At 50.8% G+C, this 24,579-nt stretch carries 21 protein-coding genes; 8 read left to right on the top strand and 13 right to left on the bottom strand.

The window, feature by feature from the left end; all coding sequences use genetic code 11:
• The first annotated feature begins 81 nt into the window (after window positions 1–81).
• The gene (speA, locus tag PTW35_RS05740) at window positions 82–2,004 is read left to right on the top strand and encodes a biosynthetic arginine decarboxylase (RefSeq protein WP_281026882.1); all 1,923 of its coding nucleotides are present in this window, start codon (window positions 82–84) and stop codon (window positions 2,002–2,004) included.
• Between the two features lie 86 nt (window positions 2,005–2,090).
• Window positions 2,091–3,008, top strand: coding sequence for an agmatinase (gene speB / locus PTW35_RS05735; RefSeq protein ID WP_044622916.1), 918 nt, complete (start codon window positions 2,091–2,093; stop codon window positions 3,006–3,008).
• Window positions 3,009–3,108: 100 nt separating this feature from the next.
• On the opposite strand, the gene clpA is transcribed toward speB, so the two are convergent.
• Together clpA and clpS are read right to left on the bottom strand one after the other, a co-directional pair.
• Complete coding sequence (gene clpA, locus PTW35_RS05730; protein ID WP_281026881.1) at window positions 3,109–5,373, bottom strand: ATP-dependent Clp protease ATP-binding subunit ClpA; 2,265 nt, start codon at window positions 5,371–5,373, stop codon at window positions 3,109–3,111.
• Window positions 5,374–5,421: 48 nt separating this feature from the next.
• Window positions 5,422–5,742: an ATP-dependent Clp protease adapter ClpS gene (gene clpS, locus PTW35_RS05725; protein WP_039459836.1), complete on the bottom strand. Its 321-nt coding sequence runs from the start codon at window positions 5,740–5,742 to the stop codon at window positions 5,422–5,424.
• Window positions 5,743–6,205: 463 nt separating this feature from the next.
• Here clpS and cspD point away from each other — a divergent pair, with 463 nt between their 5' ends.
• Window positions 6,206–6,427, top strand: a complete 222-nt coding sequence (cspD, locus tag PTW35_RS05720; protein WP_107298673.1) for a cold shock domain-containing protein CspD — start codon at window positions 6,206–6,208, stop codon at window positions 6,425–6,427.
• Window positions 6,428–6,697: 270 nt separating this feature from the next.
• Here the strand turns inward: cspD and icd are convergent, their stop codons facing one another.
• On the bottom strand, window positions 6,698–7,951 hold the full coding sequence (icd, locus tag PTW35_RS05715; RefSeq protein WP_281026880.1) for an NADP-dependent isocitrate dehydrogenase: 1,254 nt from the start codon (window positions 7,949–7,951) through the stop codon (window positions 6,698–6,700).
• A gap of 142 nt (window positions 7,952–8,093) precedes the next feature.
• Between icd and PTW35_RS05710 the strand changes: the two genes are divergently transcribed.
• The 4 genes from PTW35_RS05710 (at window position 8,094) to purB (ending at window position 12,223) form a co-directional block, all read left to right on the top strand.
• Entirely contained in the window at window positions 8,094–8,735 is a 642-nt protein-coding gene (locus PTW35_RS05710; protein ID WP_281026879.1) for a pseudouridine synthase, read from the top strand.
• A 255-nt stretch (window positions 8,736–8,990) separates the two neighbouring features.
• The gene (mnmA, locus tag PTW35_RS05705; protein WP_281026878.1) at window positions 8,991–10,106 is read left to right on the top strand and encodes a tRNA 2-thiouridine(34) synthase MnmA; all 1,116 of its coding nucleotides are present in this window, start codon (window positions 8,991–8,993) and stop codon (window positions 10,104–10,106) included.
• 14 nt (window positions 10,107–10,120) lie between these two features.
• Window positions 10,121–10,738 carry a high frequency lysogenization protein HflD gene (gene hflD / locus PTW35_RS05700; protein ID WP_281026877.1) on the top strand — a complete coding sequence of 206 codons (618 nt, stop codon included), beginning with the start codon at window positions 10,121–10,123 and terminating at the stop codon, window positions 10,736–10,738.
• A gap of 114 nt (window positions 10,739–10,852) precedes the next feature.
• Complete coding sequence (gene purB, locus PTW35_RS05695; protein WP_281026876.1) at window positions 10,853–12,223, top strand: adenylosuccinate lyase; 1,371 nt, start codon at window positions 10,853–10,855, stop codon at window positions 12,221–12,223.
• Between the two features lie 61 nt (window positions 12,224–12,284).
• Here the strand turns inward: purB and PTW35_RS05690 are convergent, their stop codons facing one another.
• The gene (locus tag PTW35_RS05690) at window positions 12,285–12,638 is read right to left on the bottom strand and encodes a tRNA-binding protein (protein WP_281026875.1); all 354 of its coding nucleotides are present in this window, start codon (window positions 12,636–12,638) and stop codon (window positions 12,285–12,287) included.
• Between the two features lie 187 nt (window positions 12,639–12,825).
• On the opposite strand from PTW35_RS05690, the gene PTW35_RS05685 reads away from it, so the two are divergent.
• Complete coding sequence (locus tag PTW35_RS05685; RefSeq protein ID WP_281026874.1) at window positions 12,826–13,959, top strand: cupin domain-containing protein; 1,134 nt, start codon at window positions 12,826–12,828, stop codon at window positions 13,957–13,959.
• Window positions 13,960–14,030: 71 nt separating this feature from the next.
• Here the strand turns inward: PTW35_RS05685 and PTW35_RS05680 are convergent, their stop codons facing one another.
• From PTW35_RS05680 to PTW35_RS05640, 9 genes are all read right to left on the bottom strand, one after another.
• Entirely contained in the window at window positions 14,031–16,142 is a 2,112-nt protein-coding gene (locus PTW35_RS05680) for a methyl-accepting chemotaxis protein (protein WP_281026873.1), read from the bottom strand.
• Between the two features lie 274 nt (window positions 16,143–16,416).
• Complete coding sequence (gene oppF, locus PTW35_RS05675) at window positions 16,417–17,406, bottom strand: murein tripeptide/oligopeptide ABC transporter ATP binding protein OppF (protein WP_281026872.1); 990 nt, start codon at window positions 17,404–17,406, stop codon at window positions 16,417–16,419.
• Window positions 17,406–18,371, bottom strand: coding sequence for an ABC transporter ATP-binding protein (locus PTW35_RS05670; protein ID WP_281026871.1), 966 nt, complete (start codon window positions 18,369–18,371; stop codon window positions 17,406–17,408). Before PTW35_RS05670 ends, oppF begins: the two co-directional genes overlap by 1 nt.
• Before the next feature lie 72 nt (window positions 18,372–18,443).
• Window positions 18,444–19,355, bottom strand: coding sequence for an oligopeptide ABC transporter permease OppC (oppC, locus tag PTW35_RS05665; RefSeq protein ID WP_281027446.1), 912 nt, complete (start codon window positions 19,353–19,355; stop codon window positions 18,444–18,446).
• Window positions 19,356–19,370: 15 nt separating this feature from the next.
• Window positions 19,371–20,291, bottom strand: a complete 921-nt coding sequence (gene oppB, locus PTW35_RS05660) for an oligopeptide ABC transporter permease OppB (protein ID WP_039463976.1) — start codon at window positions 20,289–20,291, stop codon at window positions 19,371–19,373.
• 115 nt (window positions 20,292–20,406) lie between these two features.
• Window positions 20,407–22,038, bottom strand: coding sequence for an ABC transporter substrate-binding protein (locus PTW35_RS05655; protein ID WP_281026870.1), 1,632 nt, complete (start codon window positions 22,036–22,038; stop codon window positions 20,407–20,409).
• Window positions 22,039–22,466: 428 nt separating this feature from the next.
• Entirely contained in the window at window positions 22,467–22,640 is a 174-nt protein-coding gene (locus PTW35_RS05650) for a hypothetical protein (protein WP_281026868.1), read from the bottom strand.
• A gap of 518 nt (window positions 22,641–23,158) precedes the next feature.
• Window positions 23,159–23,308, bottom strand: coding sequence for a hypothetical protein (locus PTW35_RS05645; protein ID WP_281026867.1), 150 nt, complete (start codon window positions 23,306–23,308; stop codon window positions 23,159–23,161).
• A gap of 62 nt (window positions 23,309–23,370) precedes the next feature.
• A complete protein-coding gene (locus tag PTW35_RS05640; RefSeq protein ID WP_281026866.1) occupies window positions 23,371–24,402 on the bottom strand; it encodes a porin in 1,032 nt (343 codons plus the stop codon).
• Window positions 24,403–24,579 lie beyond the last annotated feature (177 nt).

Genomic DNA, 24,579 nt, shown 5'->3' with positions numbered 1-24,579 from the left:
GGTGCTTACAGTCTTGAGGCTGGGCCTTGCCACAGCTGTCGATACACTGTCAGTACCCAATCACTGTCCGAGGAAAAAGTAATGAGTGATTGGACGACTAAAAATGCGCGTGACGTTTACAATATCCCTTATTGGGGACAAGGCTACTTTGATATCAACCCGCAAGGTGAGGTAGTGGCGAGGCCCGACAGCCAGAACCCGTTTAACACCATTGCCCTGTCACAGTTAGCGGATCAGTTAATAGGCAAAGGCGCATCTTTACCGGTATTGGTTCGTTTTCCCGATATTCTCCACCATCGGGTCGATACGCTGTGCACAGTATTCAACCAGGCGATCGACCACTACCAGTACCAAGGTGAATATCTGGCGGTTTACCCTATCAAGGTAAACCAGCAAGAAGCGGTGGTCAGCGAGATACTCGCTAGCCAGTATGCCAAACAGCAGCGCCAGCTCGGTTTGGAAGCCGGTAGCAAACCTGAGTTGATGGCGGTACTCGCGATGGCCCAGCAGGCCAGCTCAGTGATTGTTTGCAACGGTTATAAAGATCGGGAATATATCCGCCTGGCCCTGATCGGCGAAAAGCTCGGCCATGATGTGTATATTGTGCTGGAAAAGCTGTCCGAGCTAAAAACCGTCATGCAAGAAGCCATCGAGCTCGGGATAAGGCCGCGTCTGGGTCTGCGTGCCCGCCTGGCCTCACAAGGCAAGGGCAAATGGCAAGCCAGTGGTGGCGAGAAATCCAAGTTTGGCCTGTCGGCATCGCAAGTGCTGTCAGTGGTTGATCAGCTTCGCGACAACGATATGCTCGACTGCCTGCAGCTGCTTCACTTCCACCTCGGCTCGCAGATTGCCAATATCCGCGATGTCCGCAACGGTGTCGGTGAAGCAGGCCGGGTGTATGCCGAACTGAAGAAACTGGGTGCCGGGATCACCACCGTCGATGTCGGTGGCGGCTTGGCCGTAGACTACGAAGGCACCCGCAGCCAGAGCAGTTGTTCGATGAACTACAGCCTGCGTGAGTATGCCAACAATGTGGTCTACACCCTGGGTGATATCTGTAAAGAGTACAGTATCCCGATGCCGAGAATTATCTCCGAGTCGGGCCGTAACCTGACAGCTCACCATGCGGTACTGATCACTGACGTGATTGGTGTAGAAAGCTATAAACAAGAGTCGGTTAACCCGCCGGAGACAACGGCACCGCAGATCCTGCACAACATGTGGCATTCGTGGCAGGAGTTGATGACGTTGACCGACTCTCGTTCGCTGATTGAGATTTACCACGACAACCAGAGCGATCTGGCTGAAGTCCATACTCAATTTGCCCTTGGCATGCTGAACTTTACTGAACGCGCATGGGCTGAACAAATCAGCCTGAGACTCTGCTATGAGCTAGAGAAAATGCTGTCGGCGAAAAACCGGGCCCACCGTCCGCTGCTGGATGAGCTGCACGAGCGCCTTGCTGACAAATTCTTTGTCAACTTCTCGCTGTTCCAGTCATTGCCAGACGCATGGGGAATCGATCAGATTTTCCCAATTTTGCCGCTGAGCAACCTCGACAAGGAGCCAGAGCGCCGCGCAGTGATCCTGGACATTACCTGTGATTCAGACGGAGCCATTGAGCAATATGTTGAAGGCCAAGGCATAGAAAGTACATTGGCGGTACCGGCATGGAGCGATGAATCGCCTTATCGCATGGGGTTCTTCCTTGTCGGGGCCTACCAAGAGATCTTGGGCGATTTACATAACCTGTTCGGTGATACCGATACCGCGATTGTTCGCACTCAGCCAAACGGCGGCTATGAGATTGAGCGTGTCGAGCACGGCGACAGCGTCAAAGATGTCCTACGCAGCGTCCGCCTTGATTCCGCCAACTTCTTGGCCCAGTACGAACAGATGGTCAAGCAACACTTGCCTGAACACGAGCACAGCGCAATCTTGAGCGAGCTCGAAGAAGGGCTAAATGGCTACACCTACTTGGAAGATGTCCAAAGCCAGCTTTAGAGCACGGTTCAGCCGATAAAGCCACCCAATAACAGAACAAGGCCACCAGCACGCTGGTGGCCATTTTGAAAACCGAGGAGCCGACTATGGCAACGCTTGCTACTCACCCTGATTATTCGCTGACGGCCAATGCCTTTGGTTTTTTGCGCCAGCCGCTAGAGTTTGCACCACACTCCACCGATGCCGATGTCATTATCACCGGTGTACCGTTCGATATGGCCACCACCGGTCGCTCAGGCAGCCGCATGGGCCCGAACGCAATCCGCCAGGTATCTACCCACCTTGCCTGGGAAGGCAAACGCTGGCCTTGGCCGTTTGCACTTAAAGATGCCATTACCATCGCTGACTGTGGGGATTTGGTTTTTGATAGCGGTGATGCCGCCCAGATGTGTGAACGCCTGGAAAACCATGCGACGTCACTGCTTGAAGCCGGCAAATCCTTGCTGACATTCGGCGGTGACCACTTCGTCACCCTGCCGCTGCTGCGCGCCCATGCGAAAACGTTCGGCAAAATGGCGCTGATCCACTTCGATGCCCATACCGATACCTATGATATGGGTAGCCAGTTCGATCACGGTACCATGTTCTACCATGCCCCAAACGAAGGCTTGATTGACCCGCAGCACTCAATCCAGATCGGGATCCGTACCGACTATGACAACAAACTCGGCTTCAGTGTCTTGGATGCCGGCACCGCCAACGACTGGTCGGTTGAGCAAATTGTCGAGAAGGTTAAACACACTGTTGGCGATATGCCGGTTTACCTCACCTTCGATATCGACTGCCTGGATCCCGCCTTTGCACCGGGTACGGGTACCCCGGTATGCGGCGGGCTGACATCGGACAAGGCACTGAAGATCATTCGAGGCTTACAGGGTATCAACCTGATCGGTATGGATGTTGTCGAAGTGGCCCCGGCCTATGATCATGCCGACATGACGGCCTTGGCTGCGGCCACTATCGCCACGGATTTACTGCATTTATTCGCAGCTAATAAGCGATAAGCGATTTTCCTTCTCGCGCGGTACCTCAAGCCGCATGCCGACGCAAAAAAATAACCGCCCTCAGGCGGTTATTTCATTTATGGTCAAAGCGTTTTTTGGCTTAGTGCGCAGGCTCTAGGTCGCTGCTGAACTGGAAGTCCAGCTCATCGTTGACGATATCAACCCGGACCGAGCCCCCATTGACCAAACTACCGAACAACAACTCGTTGGCCATCGGTTTTTTCAGGTTATCCTGAATCACGCGGGCCATCGGACGGGCCCCCATAGCCTTGTCATAGCCCTTGTTGGCCAGCCACTCGCGGGCCTTTGACGACACTTCCATTGACACGCCGCGGGCATCCAACTGTGCCTGCAGCTCGACAATGAACTTGTCGACCACCTGGGAAATAACATCTTTCTCAAGATGGTTGAACCAGATGATACCGTCTAGACGGTTACGGAATTCAGGCGTAAACACTCGCTTGATTTCGCCCATCGCATCATGGCTGTGATCCTGCTGGATCAAACCGATCGACTTACGCACTGTCTCGGTCACACCGGCGTTGGTGGTCATCACCAAAATCACATTGCGGAAGTCCGCCTTGCGGCCGTTGTTGTCCGTTAGCGTACCGTTGTCCATCACCTGCAGCAGCAGGTTGAAGACATCCGGGTGGGCTTTCTCGATTTCATCAAGCAGTACCACCGAATGCGGATGCTTGATAACGGCATCGGTCAGCAAACCGCCCTGGTCATAGCCTACATAGCCAGGAGGCGCACCGATCAGGCGGCTCACCGTGTGGCGCTCCATGTATTCGGACATATCGAAGCGAAGCAGCTCGATACCCAGGGTACGGGCTAGCTGGACCGTTACCTCGGTTTTACCCACCCCGGTCGGACCGGCAAACAAGAATGAGCCTACAGGCTTGTTCTCGGCCCCTAGACCGGCGCGGCTCAGCTTAATCGCCTCGGTGAGCACATCAATCGCCGGATCCTGACCAAACACCAGCATCTTGAGTTTGCTGTCGAGCTTCTGCAGCACATCGCGGTCACTCGAAGAAACTGATTTTTCAGGGATACGAGCCATCTTGGCAATCATCGCCTCGATATCGCTGACATTGACGGTCTTCTTGCGGCGGCTGGCTGGAGCCAGACGACATCGCGCACCCGCTTCGTCGATGACATCAATCGCCTTGTCCGGAAGATGACGCTCATTGATATATTTAGCCGACAGTTCAACAGCGGCACGGATCGCTTTGTTGGTGAAGCGTACTTCGTGGTGCGCTTCGTACTTCGGCTTCAACCCCATCAGGATCTTGGTGGTGTCGTCGAGGGACGGCTCAATGATATCGATTTTCTGGAAGCGGCGTGACAAGGCACGCTCTTTCTCGAAAATGTTGCTGTACTCCTGATACGTGGTCGAGCCCATGCAACGCAACTTACCGTTACTCAACAACGGTTTGATCAGGTTAGCCGCATCGACCTGGCCACCGGAGGCAGCTCCGGCACCGATAATGGTGTGGATCTCATCGATAAACAGAATGGCCTGCTCTTCTTTCTCGAGCTGTTTCAGGATAGCCTTGAAACGCTTCTCGAAATCACCACGATACTTGGTGCCTGCCAACAGCGAACCGATATCCAATGAATAGATCACGCAATCTTTGATCACATCTGGCACCTGGCCTTCAACAATGCGCCATGCCAGACCTTCGGCAATCGCGGTTTTACCCACACCGGCTTCACCGACCAACAATGGATTGTTCTTGCGGCGGCGGCACAACACCTGCACCGTTCGCTCAAGCTCGGTATCCCGACCAATGAGCGGGTCAACCCCACCCGCACGGGCAAGCTGGTTGAGGTTGGTGGCAAAGTTTTCAAGTTTATCTTCAGAACTCTGCTCTGAGCGTGGCTCTTCGCCACCGACATCCGACCCATTGATATCGTCGTTGTCGCTGTCTTTAACAGTGCCGTGTGAAATAAAATTGACCACATCCAAACGGCTGATGTCACTCTTCTTGAGTAAGTAAGCCGCATGAGACTCCTGCTCGCTGAAAATGGCGACCAGAACATTGGCGCCGGTCACTTCACTGCGGCCGGAAGATTGAACGTGGAATACAGCACGCTGTAATACACGCTGGAAGCTGAGTGTAGGCTGAGTTTCCCTGCTTTCGTCATCCACTGGGATCAGTGGGGTCGTTTGTTCAATAAACGAATCAAGCTCTTTGCGCAGCGTATCGAGATTGGCTCGGCAAGCCAACAGCGCCTCCTGGGCCGCTGGGTTTTCCAGCAATGCCAGCAGCAGATGTTCCACCGTCATAAATTCATGACGTTTCTCTCTCGCCCGCGCAAAAGCAGCATTCAAGCTCGCTTCAAGTTCTTTGTTTAGCATAAGGCACCTCCCCTAAATACCACTCAATTATGGCGTGCCGGAAAAAGACTATGCCTTTTCCATCGTACACAGTAGCGGATGTTCATGCTCCCTCGCATACATCATCACCTGGGCCACCTTGGTTTCGGCCACCTCGGCAGTAAAGGTTCCGCACACCGCTTTCCCCTCGTAATGCACAGTTAGCATCAACTGTGTTGATTTCTCCAGATCCATGGAGAAGAACTTCTGTAACACTTCTATCACAAAATCCATCGGTGTGTAATCATCATTATTCAAAATTACTTTGTACATCGATGGTGGTTTGACCTGGACTTCCTCTTCTTCCAATACATCGGAGTCGGGAATAATCCATTCGTATAACTTACTCATAACCTTAACTTACCAGTACGATAGGAATAGTCCACCAAGAAACAATGAGTTATCTCTCAATAATGCTTGCTAGGTTTATCCGACCACCGTTTTCCTATCCCTATATTCAGACTAATGCACACATTGTATTCCAGCAAATCAGAGATGACTATGACTAAGCCAACAATCCGGACCAATTCCCCTCGGTTTCTCTCCCTGCACGGAGCAAGCAGCAGCGAGGAGCCACCTGCATAAATTACGTGCCAGAAAAGAGATTGCATGCAGAAAGATGCTAAAAATATTACACAGCACCGCATTTTAACAAAATGTTATGCAACCTGCTTGACTGCCTAATTCTTTTTACTAAAGTGTAACTTGTAGTGGATATTGACTGCATCAAATTAGCATTAGTATGCAAGTCGTGTTAAAAAGGAAATGGCAGACTAATGCAAAATGGAACTTGAATGCACAGAAGGATGTAAGCATGGCAACAGGTACAGTTAAATGGTTTAATAACGCTAAGGGATTTGGTTTTATCTGCCCTGAGACAGGCGAAGGCGATATTTTCGCCCATTATTCGACTATTCAGATGGATGGTTACCGTACACTCAAAGCGGGTCAGCAGGTCAACTATACAGTTGAGACCGGGCCAAAAGGGTTCCATGCCAAGGAGATCATTCCTGTTGAAGGTGAAGCCGTAAAATAGCGCGCTTGAACGATACGACTCTTTCTGAAGACGAGCAAAGGCTCGTCTTTTTTATTTATTTCACAAGTACCCTCGCGCAAAACGCCCGCTTTCCCCCACCAAACCAAAATGCATAACTTATGCATAAGCAATTATCGCCCCCCACACCCCACCAATTAACACACGCGTTACAATGAGAGGTTTAACAGGCATTTTTCAGCAAATTTAAGACACAAAAAAGCCCAGCAGAGCTGGGCTTTTTTTATGCTTTATCGCAATGATGATACAGAATTACATCTGCTCAATCATGTCATCGGCAAACTCTGAACACTTACGCAGCGTCGCACCCTCCATTAGGCGCTCGAAGTCGTAGGTTACCGTCTTGTTGCTGATAGCCGCTTCCATCGAGCTAATGATAAGGTCAGCCGCTTCTGTCCAGCCTAGGTGACGCAGCATCATCTCAGCCGACAGGATCAATGAACCTGGGTTCACTTTATCTTGGCCGGCATACTTAGGTGCCGTACCGTGGGTCGCTTCAAACAGCGCAACACCATCACCGATATTAGCACCCGGCGCGATACCGATACCGCCGACCTGAGCCGCCAGTGCATCAGAGATGTAGTCACCGTTTAGGTTCATAGTGGCAATGACATCATACTCTGCTGGGCGCAGAAGGATTTGCTGTAGGAACGCATCAGCAATACTGTCTTTGATGATGATTTCTTTGCCCGTATTCGGGTTCTTCAGCGTCATCCATGGGCCGCCGTCTAGCAGCTCAGCACCGAACTCTTGCGCTGCCACTTCGTAACCCCAATCTTTGAAGGCACCTTCGGTGAACTTCATGATGTTACCTTTGTGAACCAGCGTTAGCGAGTCACGATCGTTGTCGATAGTGTACTGTAGCGCGGCACGTACGAGGCGCTTGGTACCCTCTTCAGAAACAGGCTTGATACCAACACCACACTGCTGTGGGAAGCGGATCTTCGTGGCACCCATTTCGTCTTGAAGGAACTTGATAACTTTATCAGCTTCTTCAGTGCCAGCCTTGAACTCAACACCGGCATAGATATCTTCCGAGTTTTCACGGTAGATAACCATATCAGTCAGCTCAGGTTGCTTAAGTGGGCTTGGTACGCCATCGAAGTAGCGTACTGGGCGGGCACAGATGTATAGATCTAGCTCTTGACGAAGAGCAACGTTCAATGAACGGATACCGCCACCTACAGGCGTCGTCAAAGGACCTTTGATTGCCACTTTGTAGTCACGGATAAAATCAAGGGTTTCTTGTGGTAACCAAGCATCTTCACCGTATACTTGCGTTGATTTTTCACCGGTGTAGATTTCCATCCAGGCAATCTTACGGTCACCGGCATAGGCTTTCTCGACAGCGGCATCAACGACTTTGATCATCGCAGGGCTTACGTCAACCCCGATACCATCACCTTCGATGTAAGGGATGATAGGGTTGTTAGGAACAACCAGTTTACCTTCAGAATCCAGAGTGATTTTCTGACCTTCAGCTGGTACAACTACTTTACTATCCATTTAAATCTCCTAGCGTCCATTTGTTATCTTTTTGTAAGATGCGCGCAAATCATACTTGAAATTTTATCGATACGCCACTCATTGTATTTTTCGCGTATAATAGGCGTGTCAATTTACTTTTCCCTTGTACAACTCGCTATTTATGAAGCCAAACACCTCTTCGCGTCAACCCAAACGTGCCAATAATGAGCGCCGACCATCAAGAATACGAAATAAGCCGAGGCGGCCACGCGGCCCGACAAAGATCATATTATTTAACAAACCTTATAACGTTTTGACCCAGTTTACCGGTGAACCGGGGGATAAAACTCTGTCTGATTATGTGCCAGTCAAAGACGTGTATCCGGCTGGGCGACTGGACAAAGACAGTGAAGGGCTGCTGGTGCTCACCAATGACGGCATCTTGCAGGCACGCTTGACCCAGCCGAAGTCGAAACAGCCTAAAACCTACTGGGTTCAGGTCGAAGGCGCACCCAGCGAAGAAGAGCTCGAACAGCTGCGCCGCGGCGTGACGCTCAAGGATGGCCCGACCCTGCCTGCCGGGGTGGAAGTCATCACCAACCCAGAAGTCTGGGAACGCACCCCGCCCATTCGCGAGCGGAAAAATATTCCGACCACCTGGCTGGCCATTACCCTCAAGGAAGGGCGCAATCGGCAGGTACGACGCATGACCGCCCACATCGGCTATCCGACCCTGCGCCTTATCCGCTACCAGATGGCTGACTGGACGGTCAGCGGACTCGCCCCGGGCGAGTGGAAAGAGGTCAAGCTCGACGCCTCCTAAACGAACTTGCCAGCAGTTTTCTACCGCTGGCAAACCCTTCACATTTTCCTGCTGCATTTTTACGAATTTAACATTAAAAACACTACACTTTTGCCTCGCCCTCATCTATCATTGCCAGCAGAAGCAAACGTTTGCGCAAATGAAAAAATGCCGTTGGTAAAATTATTAAAGTGTGATTCCGCTCTCGCTCTGTTTCGGCCAGATGGTTTCTGTTAGAATCGCGCTCTTAACTTTTATTAACGACTGAAGAGTAAAATGTCAGATAACAGCCAGAAAAAAGTCATTGTCGGCATGTCCGGCGGTGTAGATTCCTCGGTATCAGCTTACCTTCTTCTTCAACAGGGCTACCAGGTCGAAGGCCTGTTCATGAAAAACTGGGAAGAAGACGACAACGATGAGTACTGCTCGGCAGCCGAAGATCTCGCTGACGCACAAGCTGTATGTGACAAACTGGGTATCCCCCTGCACACCATCAACTTTGCGGCTGAGTACTGGGACAATGTGTTCGAGTACTTCCTGGCAGAGTACAAAGCAGGCCGTACACCGAACCCAGACATTCTTTGTAACAAAGAAATAAAATTCAAAGCATTTTTGGACTTCGCAGACGAAGTGCTGGAAGCCGATTACATTGCAATGGGCCACTACACCCGCCGCAGCTTCCCGACGGCTGAAGGTGAGCTTCCGAAGATGCTGCGCGGTGTTGATAACAACAAAGATCAGAGCTACTTCCTGTACACTTTGAGCCACCAGCAGATCGCCCGCAGCCTGTTCCCTGTCGGTGAACTGGAGAAGCCAGAAGTACGCCGCATTGCGGAAGAGCAAGGCCTGATCACTGCGAAGAAGAAAGACTCAACAGGTATCTGCTTTATCGGTGAGCGTAAGTTCACGGAGTTTTTGAGCAAGTACCTGCCTGCGCAGCCGGGCAAAATTGAAACCGCCGATGAAGGTAAAGTCATCGGTGAACACCAGGGCCTGATGTACCACACCCTTGGCCAGCGTAAAGGCCTGCACATTGGTGGCCAGAAAGGTGGCAACGGTAATGAAGAGCCGTGGTTCGTAGTCGATAAAGATGTAGAGCGTAACGTACTGATTGTCGGCCAGGGTAAAGATCACCCACGCCTGAAGTCAGACGGCTTGGTTGCTGCCCAGTTGCACTGGGTTGACCGCCAGCCTATTCGCGAACCGTTCAAGTGCACGGTTAAAACACGCTACCGCCAGCAAGATATCCCTTGTACTGTTATCCCGGTGGATGACGAGACGATCAAGGTTATCTTTGACGAGCCGCAAATTGCGGTAACACCAGGGCAGTCTGCCGTATTCTACGACGGCGAAGTCTGCCTAGGCGGCGGTATTATTGAACAGCGTATCTAAGGGAGTTGACGCACGTGGCACACACTGTTTATGACCGGACGATTGCCTTTGCGGGTATTTGTCAGGCGGTAAAACTGGTTCAAAAGATTGCCCGAGATGGCCATTGTGACCATGACGCGCTGGAAGCCAGCCTGAACAGCATCATGGCAACCAATCCGTCGAATACCATTGAAATTTTTGGCAACGAAGCCAATTTGAAAATGGGCCTCGAGGCACTGGCAGCTGAGATTGACAATACGCCATCAGGCAACGAAATCACCCGCTACCTGGTCAGTGTAATGGCGCTGGAGCGCAAGCTTGCCAGCCGCCGTGACAGCATGGCGCAGCTGGCTGACCGTATCAGCACCGCCCAGCGACAAACGGATCATTTCGAACTGCTGGAAGACCAAATGATCAGTAATTTGGCCAGCATCTATTTGGATATTATCAGCCCACTGGGCCCTCGTATCCAAGTGACCGGTACGCCGGCGCAGCTCCAGCAACAGAGTGTGCAGCATAAAGTGCGTGCCCTACTCCTAGCCGCGATTCGCTCCGCGGTGCTATGGCGCCAGGTCGGTGGCAAACGCCGCCACCTTATCTTTGGGCGCAAACAGATGGTCGAGCAGGCGAAAATCCTGCTTGCCCGCTGCTAACAAAATATTTCGTGCCAGCTACCAAGCTGGCACCTTTTTCATCCCCCTAGTGCCGCTTTTGCAAGGGGGAGTGTTACACCTTGTTTAAACCTTAATTGATCAGGAGAGAGCAACATGGAACTGTCAGCATTGACTGCTGTTTCCCCAGTAGATGGCCGCTACGGAAGTAAAACGATTGCACTACGCAGCATTTTCAGTGAATTTGGTCTGCTAAAGTACCGCACAATCGTTGAAATCCGCTGGCTACAGAAACTTGCCGCTACTGATGCTATCGTGGAAGTTCCTGCGTTCAGCGCTGAAGCCAATGCCTTCCTAGACCGCATTGCTGCTGAATTCAGCGAAGAAGATGCAATGCGCATCAAGACCATTGAGCGCACCACTAACCACGATGTAAAAGCTGTTGAATACTTCCTGAAAGAAAAAGTCGCTGAAGTACCAGAGCTACACGCAGTGAACGAGTTCATTCACTTCGCCTGTACATCTGAAGATATCAACAACACTTCTCACGCTTTGATGCTACACGAAGCGCGCGAGCAAGTGATCCTGCCTGAAATCCGCAACGTTATCGATGCGATCAAAGGCCTTGCCAACGAATACCGTGAAGTACCGCTTCTTTCTCGTACCCACGGCCAGCCAGCTTCTCCATCTACTATGGGTAAAGAAATGGCTAACGTTGCATACCGTATGGAACGCCAGTACCAGCAGATCGCCAACGTTGAAATTCTTGCGAAAATCAACGGCGCGGTAGGCAACTACAACGCGCACCTGTCTGCTTACCCAGACGTTGACTGGCACCAGTTCAGCGAAGAGTTCATCACTGAATCTCTTGGCGTAACTTGGAACCCATACACCACTCAGATTGAGCCGCACGATTACATCGCAGAGCTATTCGATGCTATCGCTCGCTTCAACACCATCCTTCTTGACTTCGACCGTGACGTTTGGGGCTACATCGCTCTGGGTCACTTCAAGCAGAAGACTATCGCGGGTGAGATCGGCTCATCGACTATGCCGCACAAAGTTAACCCAATCGACTTCGAGAACTCGGAAGGTAACCTTGGCCTAGCGAACGCAATCTTCAGCCACCTAGCACAAAAACTGCCGGTTTCTCGCTGGCAGCGTGACCTGACTGACTCAACGGTTCTGCGTAACCTGGGTGTTGGCTGTGGCTATGCGATCATCGCATACACCTCGACTCTGAAAGGCATCAGCAAGCTAGAAGTTAACCAGGCGGCACTAGAAGCTGAACTAGACAAGAACTGGGAAGTACTGGCCGAGCCGGTACAGACCGTAATGCGTCGCTACGGCATCGAGAAGCCATACGAGAAGCTAAAAGAGCTAACTCGCGGTAAGCGTGTTGACGGCGAAGGCATGCGCAACTTCATCGATGGTCTGGAGCTACCAGAGCACGAGAAAGCACGCCTTAAAGAAATGACCCCGGCGAACTACATCGGTGACGCTGTTAAGCTGACAGACCTGCTGTAATCGCACGGTTATATCGCTAAAATCAAGGCCAGCATCAGCTGGCCTTTTTGTTTTGCCCTCTCTAACCCGCTCGGCTGCCATTTGGAATAGAGGTTTCAGGCACAGCGAGGCAAGGTGTCAACTTATCAGCGTAGCCAATATCAAACAGCATCCCCTGAGAAACCTCACCGGCCATTTTTTGCTCGGGTAAATTCACCACGAACAAGGCTTGCTTGCCTTCAATCTCAAAGGGGTTTTCACGCTCTTGCTTTATCCCGGCAAGGATAGAGCGAACGTGATCGCCAAAATCCACTGTCAGCTTCATCAGCTTCCTCGATTTTTCAACTTCAGCAACAGCTGTGATCGTGCCAACTCGGATATCCAGTTTTTCAAAGTCTTCGAACGTGATTAGCTCTTTAATAGGTGCAGGTTTCATTTTCGTTCTCTTTCTCGACAATTTCGCTGTAACAGATTGAATTACCCAGCTTATCACTTTAAGCATTAGCCAATGAGGGCCCACCTCACGAAACTATGCTGCTCGCTCTTTTTCGCAAATATTCCGCTGCCACGACATACTTATGCGTATAATCTCAACATCATTGTCAGCGTATAAAAGCAAAACTATGTATCAGCTCACCTTCTCCTTCGAAGCGTTCCTTGCCGAATACTGGCAAAAGAAACCGACCATCATCAAAGGTGGATTCAGCGATTTTATCGATCCTATCAGCCCCGACGAGCTGGCAGGCCTTGCCATGGAAGAAGAGGTCGACTCTCGCTATATCGCCAAGCACGGCGACGAGTGGGAGGTCAAACATGGCCCGCTTACTTTCGACAACGTACCGAAAGATAACTGGTCCTTCGTGGTACAGGCCGCTAACCACTGGCATGAAGGAGCCGCCCAACTAGTCACCCCCTTCCTCCGGCTACCCAACTGGTTGTTTGATGATCTTATGATCAGTTACTCCACTCCTGGCGGTGGTGTCGGCCCGCACATCGACCAATACGATGTCTTCATCGTACAAGGTTCAGGTAAGCGGCGCTGGCGCGTAGGGCCCCAAAAAGAAGACTACGAAGAAAAGCATGGCCATCCGGCACTTCGCCAAATCAAAGATTTCGAGCCTATCCTTGACGATGTCCTCGAGCCGGGCGATATCCTCTATATCCCGCCGGGCTTCCCGCACGACGGCTATGCCATCGAGACGTCGATGAGTTTTTCTATTGGCTTTCGCTCACCGAAGAAACAAGAGTTACTCAGCAGCTTTGCTGATTATGTTATTGCCAACGAAGTGGGAGAAGACCACTACCACAATCCTGATCTTCCTGCCCGCAAGACTCCCGGAGCCATTATGGCCGGCGAGTTTTCTGACTTAGAAGCTATGATGCGCAGCCTGCTGGACCACCCAGAAATGCTTAAAACCTGGATGGGGGAACACCTCAGCCAAAGCCGCCACGAGCTGGATATCATTGCTGCCGAGCCGCCTTGGCAACCCGCCGAAATCTACCAGTTCCTCGAGAGTGGTGAGATCCTAAAACGCCTTGGTGGACTGAGAGCCTTCTACTATCCAGAGCAGTCCCACCGCCTGTTTATCAATGGGGAAAGCTACGAGCTCCCGCCAGAATGCGGGATCGCGGCAACGTACCTGTGCGATGGAGAATCTCTTTGTCAGGATAGGCTGGGCAAGCTTATCGACCACCCAGCCTTTATCGCCCTGCTGACACTGCTGGTTAACCAGGGCTACTGGTATCCGGTTGAATAGCCCCTTTCCTCAATAGCAAACACCGGGCTCTTGCCCGGTGCTGTGATTTACGGCTGTTGCTCGTTGTGCGCTCAGACCTTGAACTGGCCTGCCAGCGATTGCTGATGCTTAGATAGCTCGGCTAACCGCTCGCCAATCCCGGCCGACTTCTCGGCCTGCGCAAGGATATTTGAGCTCAGGCCCCGGATGTTCGCAACATTACGGTTCACCTCGGCCGATACCGCCTGCTGCTCTTGGGCGGCATGCATGATTTGCTCGTTCATCGACTGGATGGATGCCACCGCCTCGGTGATTTCGCCGAGGCTAACAACCGCCTCACCAACTTGTGACGAAGTCTCCGCCGCGAGTTGGTTCCCTTCTTCAATAGCAACCACCACATCACGTGTCCCCTGCTGCAGCACTTCGATCACCGTGCGGATCTGCCCGACCGAGTCATGTGTCCGGCTAGCTAACTGACGAACTTCGTCGGCAACCACGGCAAAACCGCGGCCTTGCTCACCGGCACGCGCTGCTTCAATCGCGGCATTCAATGCCAGCAAGTTCGTCTGCTCTGAAATACCTTCGATCACCTGGAGGATCTGGTTGATATCTTCACTATTAGTTGCAAGGTCTTTAGCTACGGGGACGGCACTCTCCATCCGACCGACGAGGCTATCCATCGAATGGGCAGAGTGAGTGATCACCCGGTGGCCATCTCGCACCGCACTGTCAGCCTGCCCGGCCGCGACAACCGCCGTCTCGGTAAAGCCCACCACCTGCTCTGCCGTCTGGGCCATCTCCTCAGAGGCCGTTGCCACCATATCCACTTCGCGAAACTGCGCCTGGCTACCATCACGGGTGGCGCTTGCCACTTCCGCCGCTTGTTGCGAAGTCGTGCCAACATCATTCACAGCCACAACGACATCACCGATTGTTACCTGCAACTTATCCAAGAAACGATTGAACCACAGGGCAAGCTGGCCGACTTCGTCATTCTGATCGACATCCAAGCGCTGGGTCAGATCCCCCTCCCCGGTTGCAATGTCTTCCAGCCGCTCGGCAACACGGCGAATTGGCGCGACCAAGCGAGAAGCAGCAAATACGACTAGCAGCAGCCCCGCAATAGCCACCGCCAAGCTTGTCGCCGACTGGATCCAGGCCGACTGATCACGTTGCTGGGAAATTTCCGTATCCAGAGCAATAGCATCGGCCAATATCGGTTCAACCGGTAGTTGGATAACGATCCCCCAGCTCATCTGCCCAAGCAGGACCGGCGTATAGGCGTACAGCCATTGCTCATCGGCCGTCCACAGCACTTGGGCTTTACGCTCCGCTAGCCACCGTTTCAAATTGGCCGGCAGCCCGTCGGCTTGATTCACCGTCTGTCCGATCCGGGCCGCGTCTTGATCCCAGGCAACAATCGTATTGTTCTGGCTGATCAAACTGACATTGCCGACACCGCCAAACAAGGTTTGGTCAACGGTTTGTACCATAGGCAGCAATGGCGATAACCGAATATCAATCCCCATCACGCCGATCACTGCCCCCTCAACCGCAAGCGGAACCGTGATAGTGCTGACGACCGGAGGCTGCTGGCCAAACCCGGCCGCCAGGGGATTGGAGACACACAAACCTGTGTAGTTGTTCAAGCACTCGGCCCATAGCCGCTGGCGTGACTGCAGTTGCTGCTCGGAGAAAATATACGGCTCGGCGTCGCCCGATGGTGATTGAGCCCAATAGGGGGCGAAGCGGCCAAGTTCATTGGCACCGACATAATCGGCACTGACATAATTACTGTCTTCACCATCAAGGGCATCGGGATTGAACACCACGAACGCCCCATGGATATTATCGAACTCATTGACCGTACGGCGCAAAAGCTCGCTAATAGAACCGCGCAGCTCAGAGCTGTTGGTGTAATTTTCTTCGGCGTTAAACTTGAGGAACAACACACTTTGGGCCAGCATTTCGGCACGGTGCGTCGCCTCGTCGAGATACTGCAGGACGGTGGTACTTTGCTTTTCTGCCTGTGCCTGAACGACAAGTTGTGATTTTTCCCTAAGGGAAGAGTAAACCTGCTGGCTGACGAGCTGCTGGTTCTGGGCAGCAAAATAAAAAGAGAGACCTGTTAATACGACTACTGTCGTCAGTAGTCCTAGCCCGGCCATCAGGGCTATTTTCCATTTCACGGATAATGACCGCATACAACAATCCTTGTTCTGATACCAAACGGCGCAGCTGTCTGTTTGGCATTAATCCTTTTCATCACGTCGGCATGCTGAGAGGCCTACCACCTCAAGACAGCTTGCGCTAACTGATTGTTACATAATAATTTATTCCCCAACAACAGCTTACTTCCCTGGCATAAAACGATGATACAACCCTGTTAAGGCTGTTCCAGTTTCATGCCGCAAAATAGCTGGGGTACAAAAAAAGCGCGGTTTTTACACCGCGCCCAAAGCCTGTCACAGGCTTCAATTATTGGACGTTCAAGCAGGAAACAGCATGAACATCATCACCATTCAATGACGGTTTTGTCTTGGCACAATCGGCAGTCGCAACCGGACAACGGGTTCGGAAAACACAGCCCGATGGCGGGTTCATTGGCGAAGGCAGATCCCCTTCTAGCAACTCGATATGCTTAGTACGCTCCAGATCCGGATCCGGGATCGGTACTGCCGACATCAAGGCTTTGGTGTATGGGTGCTTCGGCTCACTGAACAGTGCCTCGGCTTCGCCCATCTCAACCGCATTCCCCAAGTACATCACCAGCACGCGGTCCGAGATGTGCTTCACTACCGACAAGTCGTGGGCAATGAAGATCAGGCTCAGTCCCATTTCTTTCTGCAGCGACTTAAGCAGGTTAACCACCTGGGCCTGGATCGATACGTCCAAAGCAGATACCGGCTCATCACAAATAATCAGCTTCGGTTTTAAGATCAAGGCGCGGGCAATACCGATACGCTGACACTGACCGCCAGAGAATTCATGCGGGTAACGGTTGATTACGTTAGGTAGCAAACCTACTTTGGCCATCATGGCCTTAACTTGCTGTTTCACATCATCTGCCGAAAGCTCCGGGAAATAAGCTTTCAATGGCTCAGCGATAATTTCACCTACCGTCATACGCGGGTTCAGCGATGCCAGCGGATCTTGGAAAATCATCTGGATGTCTTTGCGTTTTTCGCGCATCTCTTTGTGATCAAGTTTGGTCAAGTCCTGACCCAACCAAACCACCTTGCCTTCAGTAGCTTCAACCAAGCCGATAACCGCACGGGCGAAGGTTGATTTACCACAACCAGATTCGCCCACCACACCTAGCGTCTCACCTTCATAGAGACGGATATCAACACCATCAACCGCTTTCAAGCTCAATGGTTTGGTCCACGGCCACGCAGATTTCTGGGCAATGCTGAAGTGAACCTTCAGATCATGAATATCAAGTAATACTTTCTTTTGAGCTTCCATTACCACGTCCCCATATCAGAAAAACACGCGCGCAAGCGACCTTCAGTAAATGCCTTCAATTGAGGCGCTTCTTGCGAACAACGGCTAGATACACGATGGCATCGTTCCTGGTAAGGACAGCCGACTGGCAAACTCAGTAAGTTAGGTGGGTTACCGGGGATTGTTGGCAGCTCTTCGCCCTCGGTATCAAGGCGCGGGATCGCTTTCAACAAGCCTTCGGTATATGGGTGCGATGGCTTGTAGAAGATCTCATCAATCTTGCCGTATTCCATAGTACGGCCAGCGTACATTACCAATACTTTGTCACAGCTACCGGCAACCACACCGAGATCGTGGGTGATCATAATGATCGCAGTGTTGAAGTCATTCTTCAGCTCGTTGAGCAGCTCCATGATCTGCGCCTGGACCGTTACGTCCAATGCCGTGGTCGGCTCATCGGCAATCAGCAGCTTAGGGCGGCACAGCAGCGCCATGGCTATCATCACACGCTGGCGCATACCACCTGAAAACTCGTGCGGGTACATGGTAATCCGCTTGCGGGCCTCAGGGATTTTCACCGCTTCCAGCATACGAACACTTTCTTCGAACGCTTCCGCCTTGCCCATGCCTTTATGCAGCATCAGCACTTCCATCAACTGATCGCTGACTTTCATGTACGGATTGAGTGACGTCATCGGATCCTGGAAAATCATCGCGATTTGTTCGGCGCGGATCCGGTTAAGTTCTTTTTCCGGTAGGTTGAGAATTTCACGGCCTTCAAATTTGGCGCTGCCGCTGATAGTGCCGTTTTTGGCCAGTAGGCCCATGATAGCGAATACCGTCTGGCTCTTGCCCGAACCGGATTCACCTACGATACCCAAGGTCTCGCCTTGGCTGAGCGAAAAGTTTAGATCGTTTACCGCGGTGACAATGCCGTCTTGAGTTTTGAATTCTACGCGTAGATCTTTGACATCTAATAAGCTCATAGTACTTCCTTATAATCTATCTACCCCTGACCTGCCGTCCGGCTTCCGTGGCGGCAGGCCCAGGGCTTCTTGTTATCTGTCTTTTGGATCCAGTGCGTCACGCAAACCGTCACCCACATAGTTAAAGCAGAACAACGTCACCACCATAAATGCCGCTGGGAACATCAGCTGCCAAATGGCGACTTCCATCGTTTGTGAACCTTCCTGCAGCAACGCGCCCCAGCTGGTCATTGGCTCCTGTACCCCCAAGCCGAGGAAACTCAGGAATGACTCGGTCAGGATCATGGATGGCACTAGCAAGGTTGAGTAAACCGCGACGATACCCAGTACGTTCGGCACGATATGGCGGGTAATGATCCGCCACTGGCTTACGCCAGATACCCGGGCCGCCTCGATGAACTCCTTGCTGCGCAACGATAGGGTTTGGCCACGAACGATACGTGCCATGTCGAGCCATGAAATCGCACCGATCGCGACGAAGATCAGCATGATGTTACGGCCAAAGAAGGTTACCAGTACGATCACGAAGAACATGAACGGGATCGAGTAGAGAATTTCCAGAATACGCATCATCACGCGGTCAGTACGGCCACCAATAAAGCCGGAGGTTGCACCGTAAAGCGTCCCTATCAAGACCGCTACCAATGCCCCCATGATACCTACCATCAGGGAGATACGGCCGCCGATCAGCGTACGGGTGAACAAGTCTCGGCCTAGACTGTCAGTACCGAAGTAGTGGCCTTCCGGACCAAAACTTGGGGCGGCGTGCAGTGCATACCAGTCGGTGTCATCAAATGCATAGTTACTGAACATCGGGCCAAAGATCACTGCTAAAGTGATCAAGCTCAGGATCGTCAAGCTCACCATCGCCGCTTTATTGCGCATAAAGCGGATGCGGGCATCCTGCCACAAACTACGGCCTTCAATTTCCAATTGCTCGGAAAAATTCTCAACCGCTTCTACGTTTTCTTTTTTAGTCAGCATCATCGGTTGGGCTCCTTAGTAACGGATTTTCGGATCAATGTACGCCAGCACAATGTCGACAATGGCGTTAAAAATAATGGTCAAAGAACCAATCAGGATAGTGATACCCAATACTAGAGAGTAGTCACGGTTGAAGGCGGCGTTTACGAACAGCTTACCGATACCCGGCAGGCCGAAAATGGTTTCGATAACCACCGAACCCGTGATGATACCGACGAAAGCCGGCCCCATGTAGGAAACAACTGGCAGCAACGCTGGCTTCAGGGCGTGCTTGATAATGATATAGCCGTAGCTCAAGCCTTTCGCGCGAGCGGTACGGATGAAGTTACTGTTGAGGGTTTCGATCATGCTACCACGGGTAATACGGGCGAAGGTTGCTACGTACAGCAGCGACATCCCCATCATTGGCAACAGCATAAATTTCAGGCCGCCGTCGTTCCAGCCACCCGCGGGTAGCCAGCCCAAGTTAATCGAGAAGATATAGATCAGTACCGGGGCGAGAATAAACGACGGCATCACCACCCCGGCCATGGCCGTCGACATTATGCAGTAGTCTATCCAACTGTTTTGCTTCAAGGCGGCAATGGTGCCGACGGTGACCCCCATCACCAATGCAAAAATAAAGGCAAAGAAGCCGATTTTCGCCGAGACCGGCAGGGCTTTAGACACCAGCTCGTTGACGGTGAAATCTTTATATTTGAAAGAAGGCCCGAAATCACCTTGCACAATATTGCCAAGGTACGTGGTGTATTGTTCGAATACCGGCTTATCCAGACCGTACTTGGCCTCGATGTTAGCCATCACTTCCGGAGGAAGCGGACGCTCGCTGGAAAATGGGTTGCCTGGTGCAAAGCGCATCAAGAAAAAGGAAATTGTGATTAACACCAACAGGGTCGGTATTGCTTCAAAAATCCGTTTTGCGATGAATTTAATCATAAACTCCACCGTTCTTTTTAGTCTGTGACAGTCAATAAATACTGGCGTGAAAAACCAGAAAGGGCACTGCTCCCGTCCCGAGAGCAGCGCTTATTATCATGCTTCTTGCTGGCTATTAGTCAGCAATGATGTACATATCTTTGGAGAAAAGCTTGTCTTCTGCGTTGTTCGCAGGGTAGCCACCCACTTTCGGGTTAACCAGACGCGCTTTAACATATTGGTAGATAGGAGCAATAGGCATGTCTTTGGCTAGCAGCTTCTCAGCCTCGATGTAAAGCTGCTCACGCTCTGCATCTGAAGTGGACTCCAGTGCTTTTGCCATGATCGCATCGTATGCCTTGCTGTTGTAACGAGGGTCGTTAGAACTGTTGTTGCTCTGCATCAGTGACAGGAAGCTTGATGCTTCGTTGTAGTCACCACACCAGCCTGCACGTGTAACGTCGAAGTTACCCTGACGGCGAGTATCTAGGTACGTTTTCCACTCTTGGTTCTCAAGCGTAGCTGTGACGTTCAGGTTCTTCTTCCACATAGAAGCAATCGCGACAGCAATCTTCTTGTGGTTTTCTGAAGTGTTGTAAAGCAGAGTGAAGTTCAGTGGGTTGCCCGGGCCAAAACCTGCTTCCTCAAGCAGCTCTTTCGCTTTAACGTTACGCTCTTTCTGCGTCATTTGACCGTACTCAGGCGTCACTGGGTTGAAGTTGGCAGTGATTTCTGGCGTCAGGAAATAGCCTGGCTTCTGGCCTTGGCCTAGCAGTGCTTTGGTCACTACGTCACGGTCAATCGCGTAAGACAGCGCCTTACGAACACGCACATCGTTAAATGGCGCTTTTTCGTTGTTGAAGCCGTAGTAGTAGGAACACAGGTTACCAGAAATAGACACAGAATCAGCGTGCTGGTTCTGGAGACGGCGGAAGTGCTCGTTTGGCAGTTCGTTGGTGATGTCGATCTCGCCCGCCAGGAAGCGGTTCATTTCAGCAACCTGGTTTTCGATTGGCAGGAACGTAACCTTGTTGATAACCGTGTTGCCGTTATCCCAGTAGTTTTCGTTGCGAGTTAACACGATACGCTCGTTCACAACCCAGTTGTCCAGGGTGTAAGCTCCGTTACCAACGAAGTTTTCTGGCTTGGTCCAGTTGTCGCCGAACTTCTCGACAACCTTGCGGTTTACTGGCTTAACTGTGGTGTGGCCCATCATCTTAACGAAATATGGAACAGCCTGCTCAAGCTCAACAACCAGTGTGTAATCGTCTTTTGCCGATACGCCAAGCGTTTCTTTGTCAGCTTTACCTGCAATGATTTCATCTGCGTTCTTCATGGTTGTCATTTCTAGGTACCATGAATATGGCGATGCCGTCGCCGGATCAACAGCACGCTTGAAGCTGTACACGAAGTCGTGTGCAGTTACAGGATCGCCGTTGGACCATTTAGCATCTTTGCGCAGGTGGAATGTGAAAGTGCGGTTGTCGGTAGTTTCCCAGCTCTCAGCAACACCAGGGACAGTATTACCGTTTTCATCTTGGTTTACCAAGCCTTCAAGCAGGTCACGGATAACGTGTGACTCAGGCACACCTTCCGTTTTGTGTGGGTCTAGCGAGGCAACTTCCGTACCGTTACCGCGCACCAACTCTTGCTTGGCAGCAAGTTTTACCCCTTCCGGCACGTCAGCAGCAAGAGTAGAAAAAGAAGTAGCCGCTACAGCCATGCCAGCGCCCAGAAGAATCGCCTGGGTGATTTTATTCTTATACATGCATTAACTCCAATACATCGTTAGATACGTCCTTGCGTTCTCCAGCCGGTGCCATCTCACAATATTTGCATCGTTAATCCTAAACAATACAAAGCAAACCGAAGAATTGGTCAAAACATTATCAGGCATTGAAGTAATTTGCCACATTTTGATTACAAAAACCAACATAATTCTTAAACAGCAATATGCCGCTAGTATAAGTGACTAGTTCAAAGTTACGTCGCAGCCAGATCTATCACAAAATCCAAAATCAAGAGAAAAATCCGCCAGTTGAGCCAAAAAAAAGTAAAAATTGAATAAATAATTGTAAGATTGCATAAATATACAGCAGAAATAACTTCAATTTTTCACAGTAGCTCAATATGTCAATAACAAACATGTAAAAACATGACTTTTAACCATAAAAAAAAGCGCCTTGCGGCGCTTTCTTATTTGTTCTCGCTATCCATGTTTATGTTCGGAGGCACTTCATTAATTGATTGTTCCTTGCCCTCTACCATCGCGTTGTGCTCGTTACTAATTGCCTCATCAAATAAACCATCGTGATTGATATCTTCCAGCATTTGCTTGATACGACGGTTTGACATTCTTTTATGCTTCATGGAACCCTCCGCTGTTAACCACAGCACTATTGACCCATAACAGATAGACAGATACCAAGTGGACTCTTCACACCCGGCACAGAATTAACTATGGCACAGGATCCGTGATCCTGCCTTTCTCTGGGTGAAGAGGCACTGCGTTGTAATAACCAAACTGTATATCAAACAAAGTTAATAGATTAAGTTCTCACATAGCTGAACTTTCCAACTTTGATACGTTTCTCTTACGTCTCATTAACGCTACTATCGTTTTGTTGGCTAAAGCTTTGGTTTGAGCCATATTCCGTTCCCGTTCCGTTACCCTTGAGAGTCAAAAAATATGAGACCAGCAGGTTGTTTCTCGCGTCCAAGTCCTTCCCGCGTCCGCCACGGCTACGTACCACCATCACGCAAGCCAAAAGCGGAATAAGCGTATCAACAACTTTGATAGACAAACCCACAAAGCCCCTCACCGAGGGGCTTTTTTTTATTGTGGTCTGAGCCTTTCTCAGGTACCGCATATGCTCCAGACCATCCAGTCACGCCAGCAGAAGCTCAGTCAACAGCAAGCCGATATCAATCGGCTGAGGATGGAGCTCAATGCCGCCAAAAGAAAGTGCTACCAGCAGCTCAATAAGTTCGATTGCTTTCCCTTCTTTATATTCCTTTTCGCCATTTCTCTTTGTCATGCACAAAAAAGCCCGGCGCTTGGCCGGGCAAAAATAAATAAGACAATGAACGTTGGGTAGGCTTACCAGTAAACGCGAGCACCGACTGCGAAGCTGCTCTCGCCGTCTGCCGAAGCTACGCCTACGAAGCTATCGCTACCTTTGTTGGTGTAACCCAGTGTGTCACCGTCCGCGTAAGCGTATTCAACGTAGATACGTGACCAGCTGTTGAAGTGGTAGTCGGTACCGATGTAGAACAGCTTGCCGTCACCATCCGTAGCAATCGCTTTTGACTCTTGCTCTGTGTATTCAAAACCAGCGTACGCTGTTGCGTTATCTGCCCAGCTGTAAGTACCGGCAAGGCTATAGCCGTCTTCATCGATGGTGTTACCTGTGCCTTTGTTTTTCAGCTCAGCATTGTAGTAGGTGAAGCCGATCAGTGCCGGGCCAAAGGTGTACTCAACTGTACCCTCAAAGTAAGTGTTTTCAATATCCGCAGTTTGGTCTTCAACATCAAAAGACTTATCGCGGTTTACACCACCACCCAAGTGGAAGTTAAAATCACCGAAGCTAGATGCCACATAAAGTTCTGCTAGCTCCTGGTTAGTGTCATCTTCTGCTAGACCAACGTTACCCGCAAGGATGAAGTTTTCACCCTCGTAATTGTATTTGATCAGCGAGTCATGTCGGGCACCAGAAAGTGTTGAGTAACGTAGCGCGGTGCCGCCAAAGAAGTATGAGTAATCAGCGCCGTAGATATCATCCGCAACCACCCATTGGCGGCCGAACGAAAACTTACCGAAATCAGTGTCCACACCGGCGAAGTGTAGACGGTTTTTCATGGTGTAATCTTCTTTTGCGGTGTTGTAGTTCAGACCGAACTCGACCTTACCGAAGATATTTACCGAATCTGTTACAGCGTACTGTGCCTGTACGCCTGCACGTGATGAGCCCGCATTTAGAGTGACATCCTTATCCTCTAACTTTTTCACTTCAGTACGAAGTTGGCCATAGAAGTCGACAAGCGCCTCGTCGGTTTTTAGAAGTTCTACGGCGGATGCGGAATGAGCGAAAAGTACTGCTGGGATTGCTACTGCTAGAAGTGTTTTTTTCATTTTTACTTACCTGTAATAATTTTTTTAATCTTGCTGACTCGTCCTGAGCCGAAAAGAAACATATCAACAACAAAAAAAATCATCAATAGAGCAAAAAACTGACATAAAAAAACATCTCAACACTTTGCACTAAGCAAAAAAACATAAATTAAAAACATAAAAAATCATAAAAACCCC

The sequence above is a fragment of the Photobacterium sp. DA100 genome, assembly GCF_029223585.1.
In the GTDB taxonomy this organism is placed as follows: domain Bacteria; phylum Pseudomonadota; class Gammaproteobacteria; order Enterobacterales; family Vibrionaceae; genus Photobacterium.
This window is presented reverse-complemented; position numbering and strand designations above follow the sequence as displayed.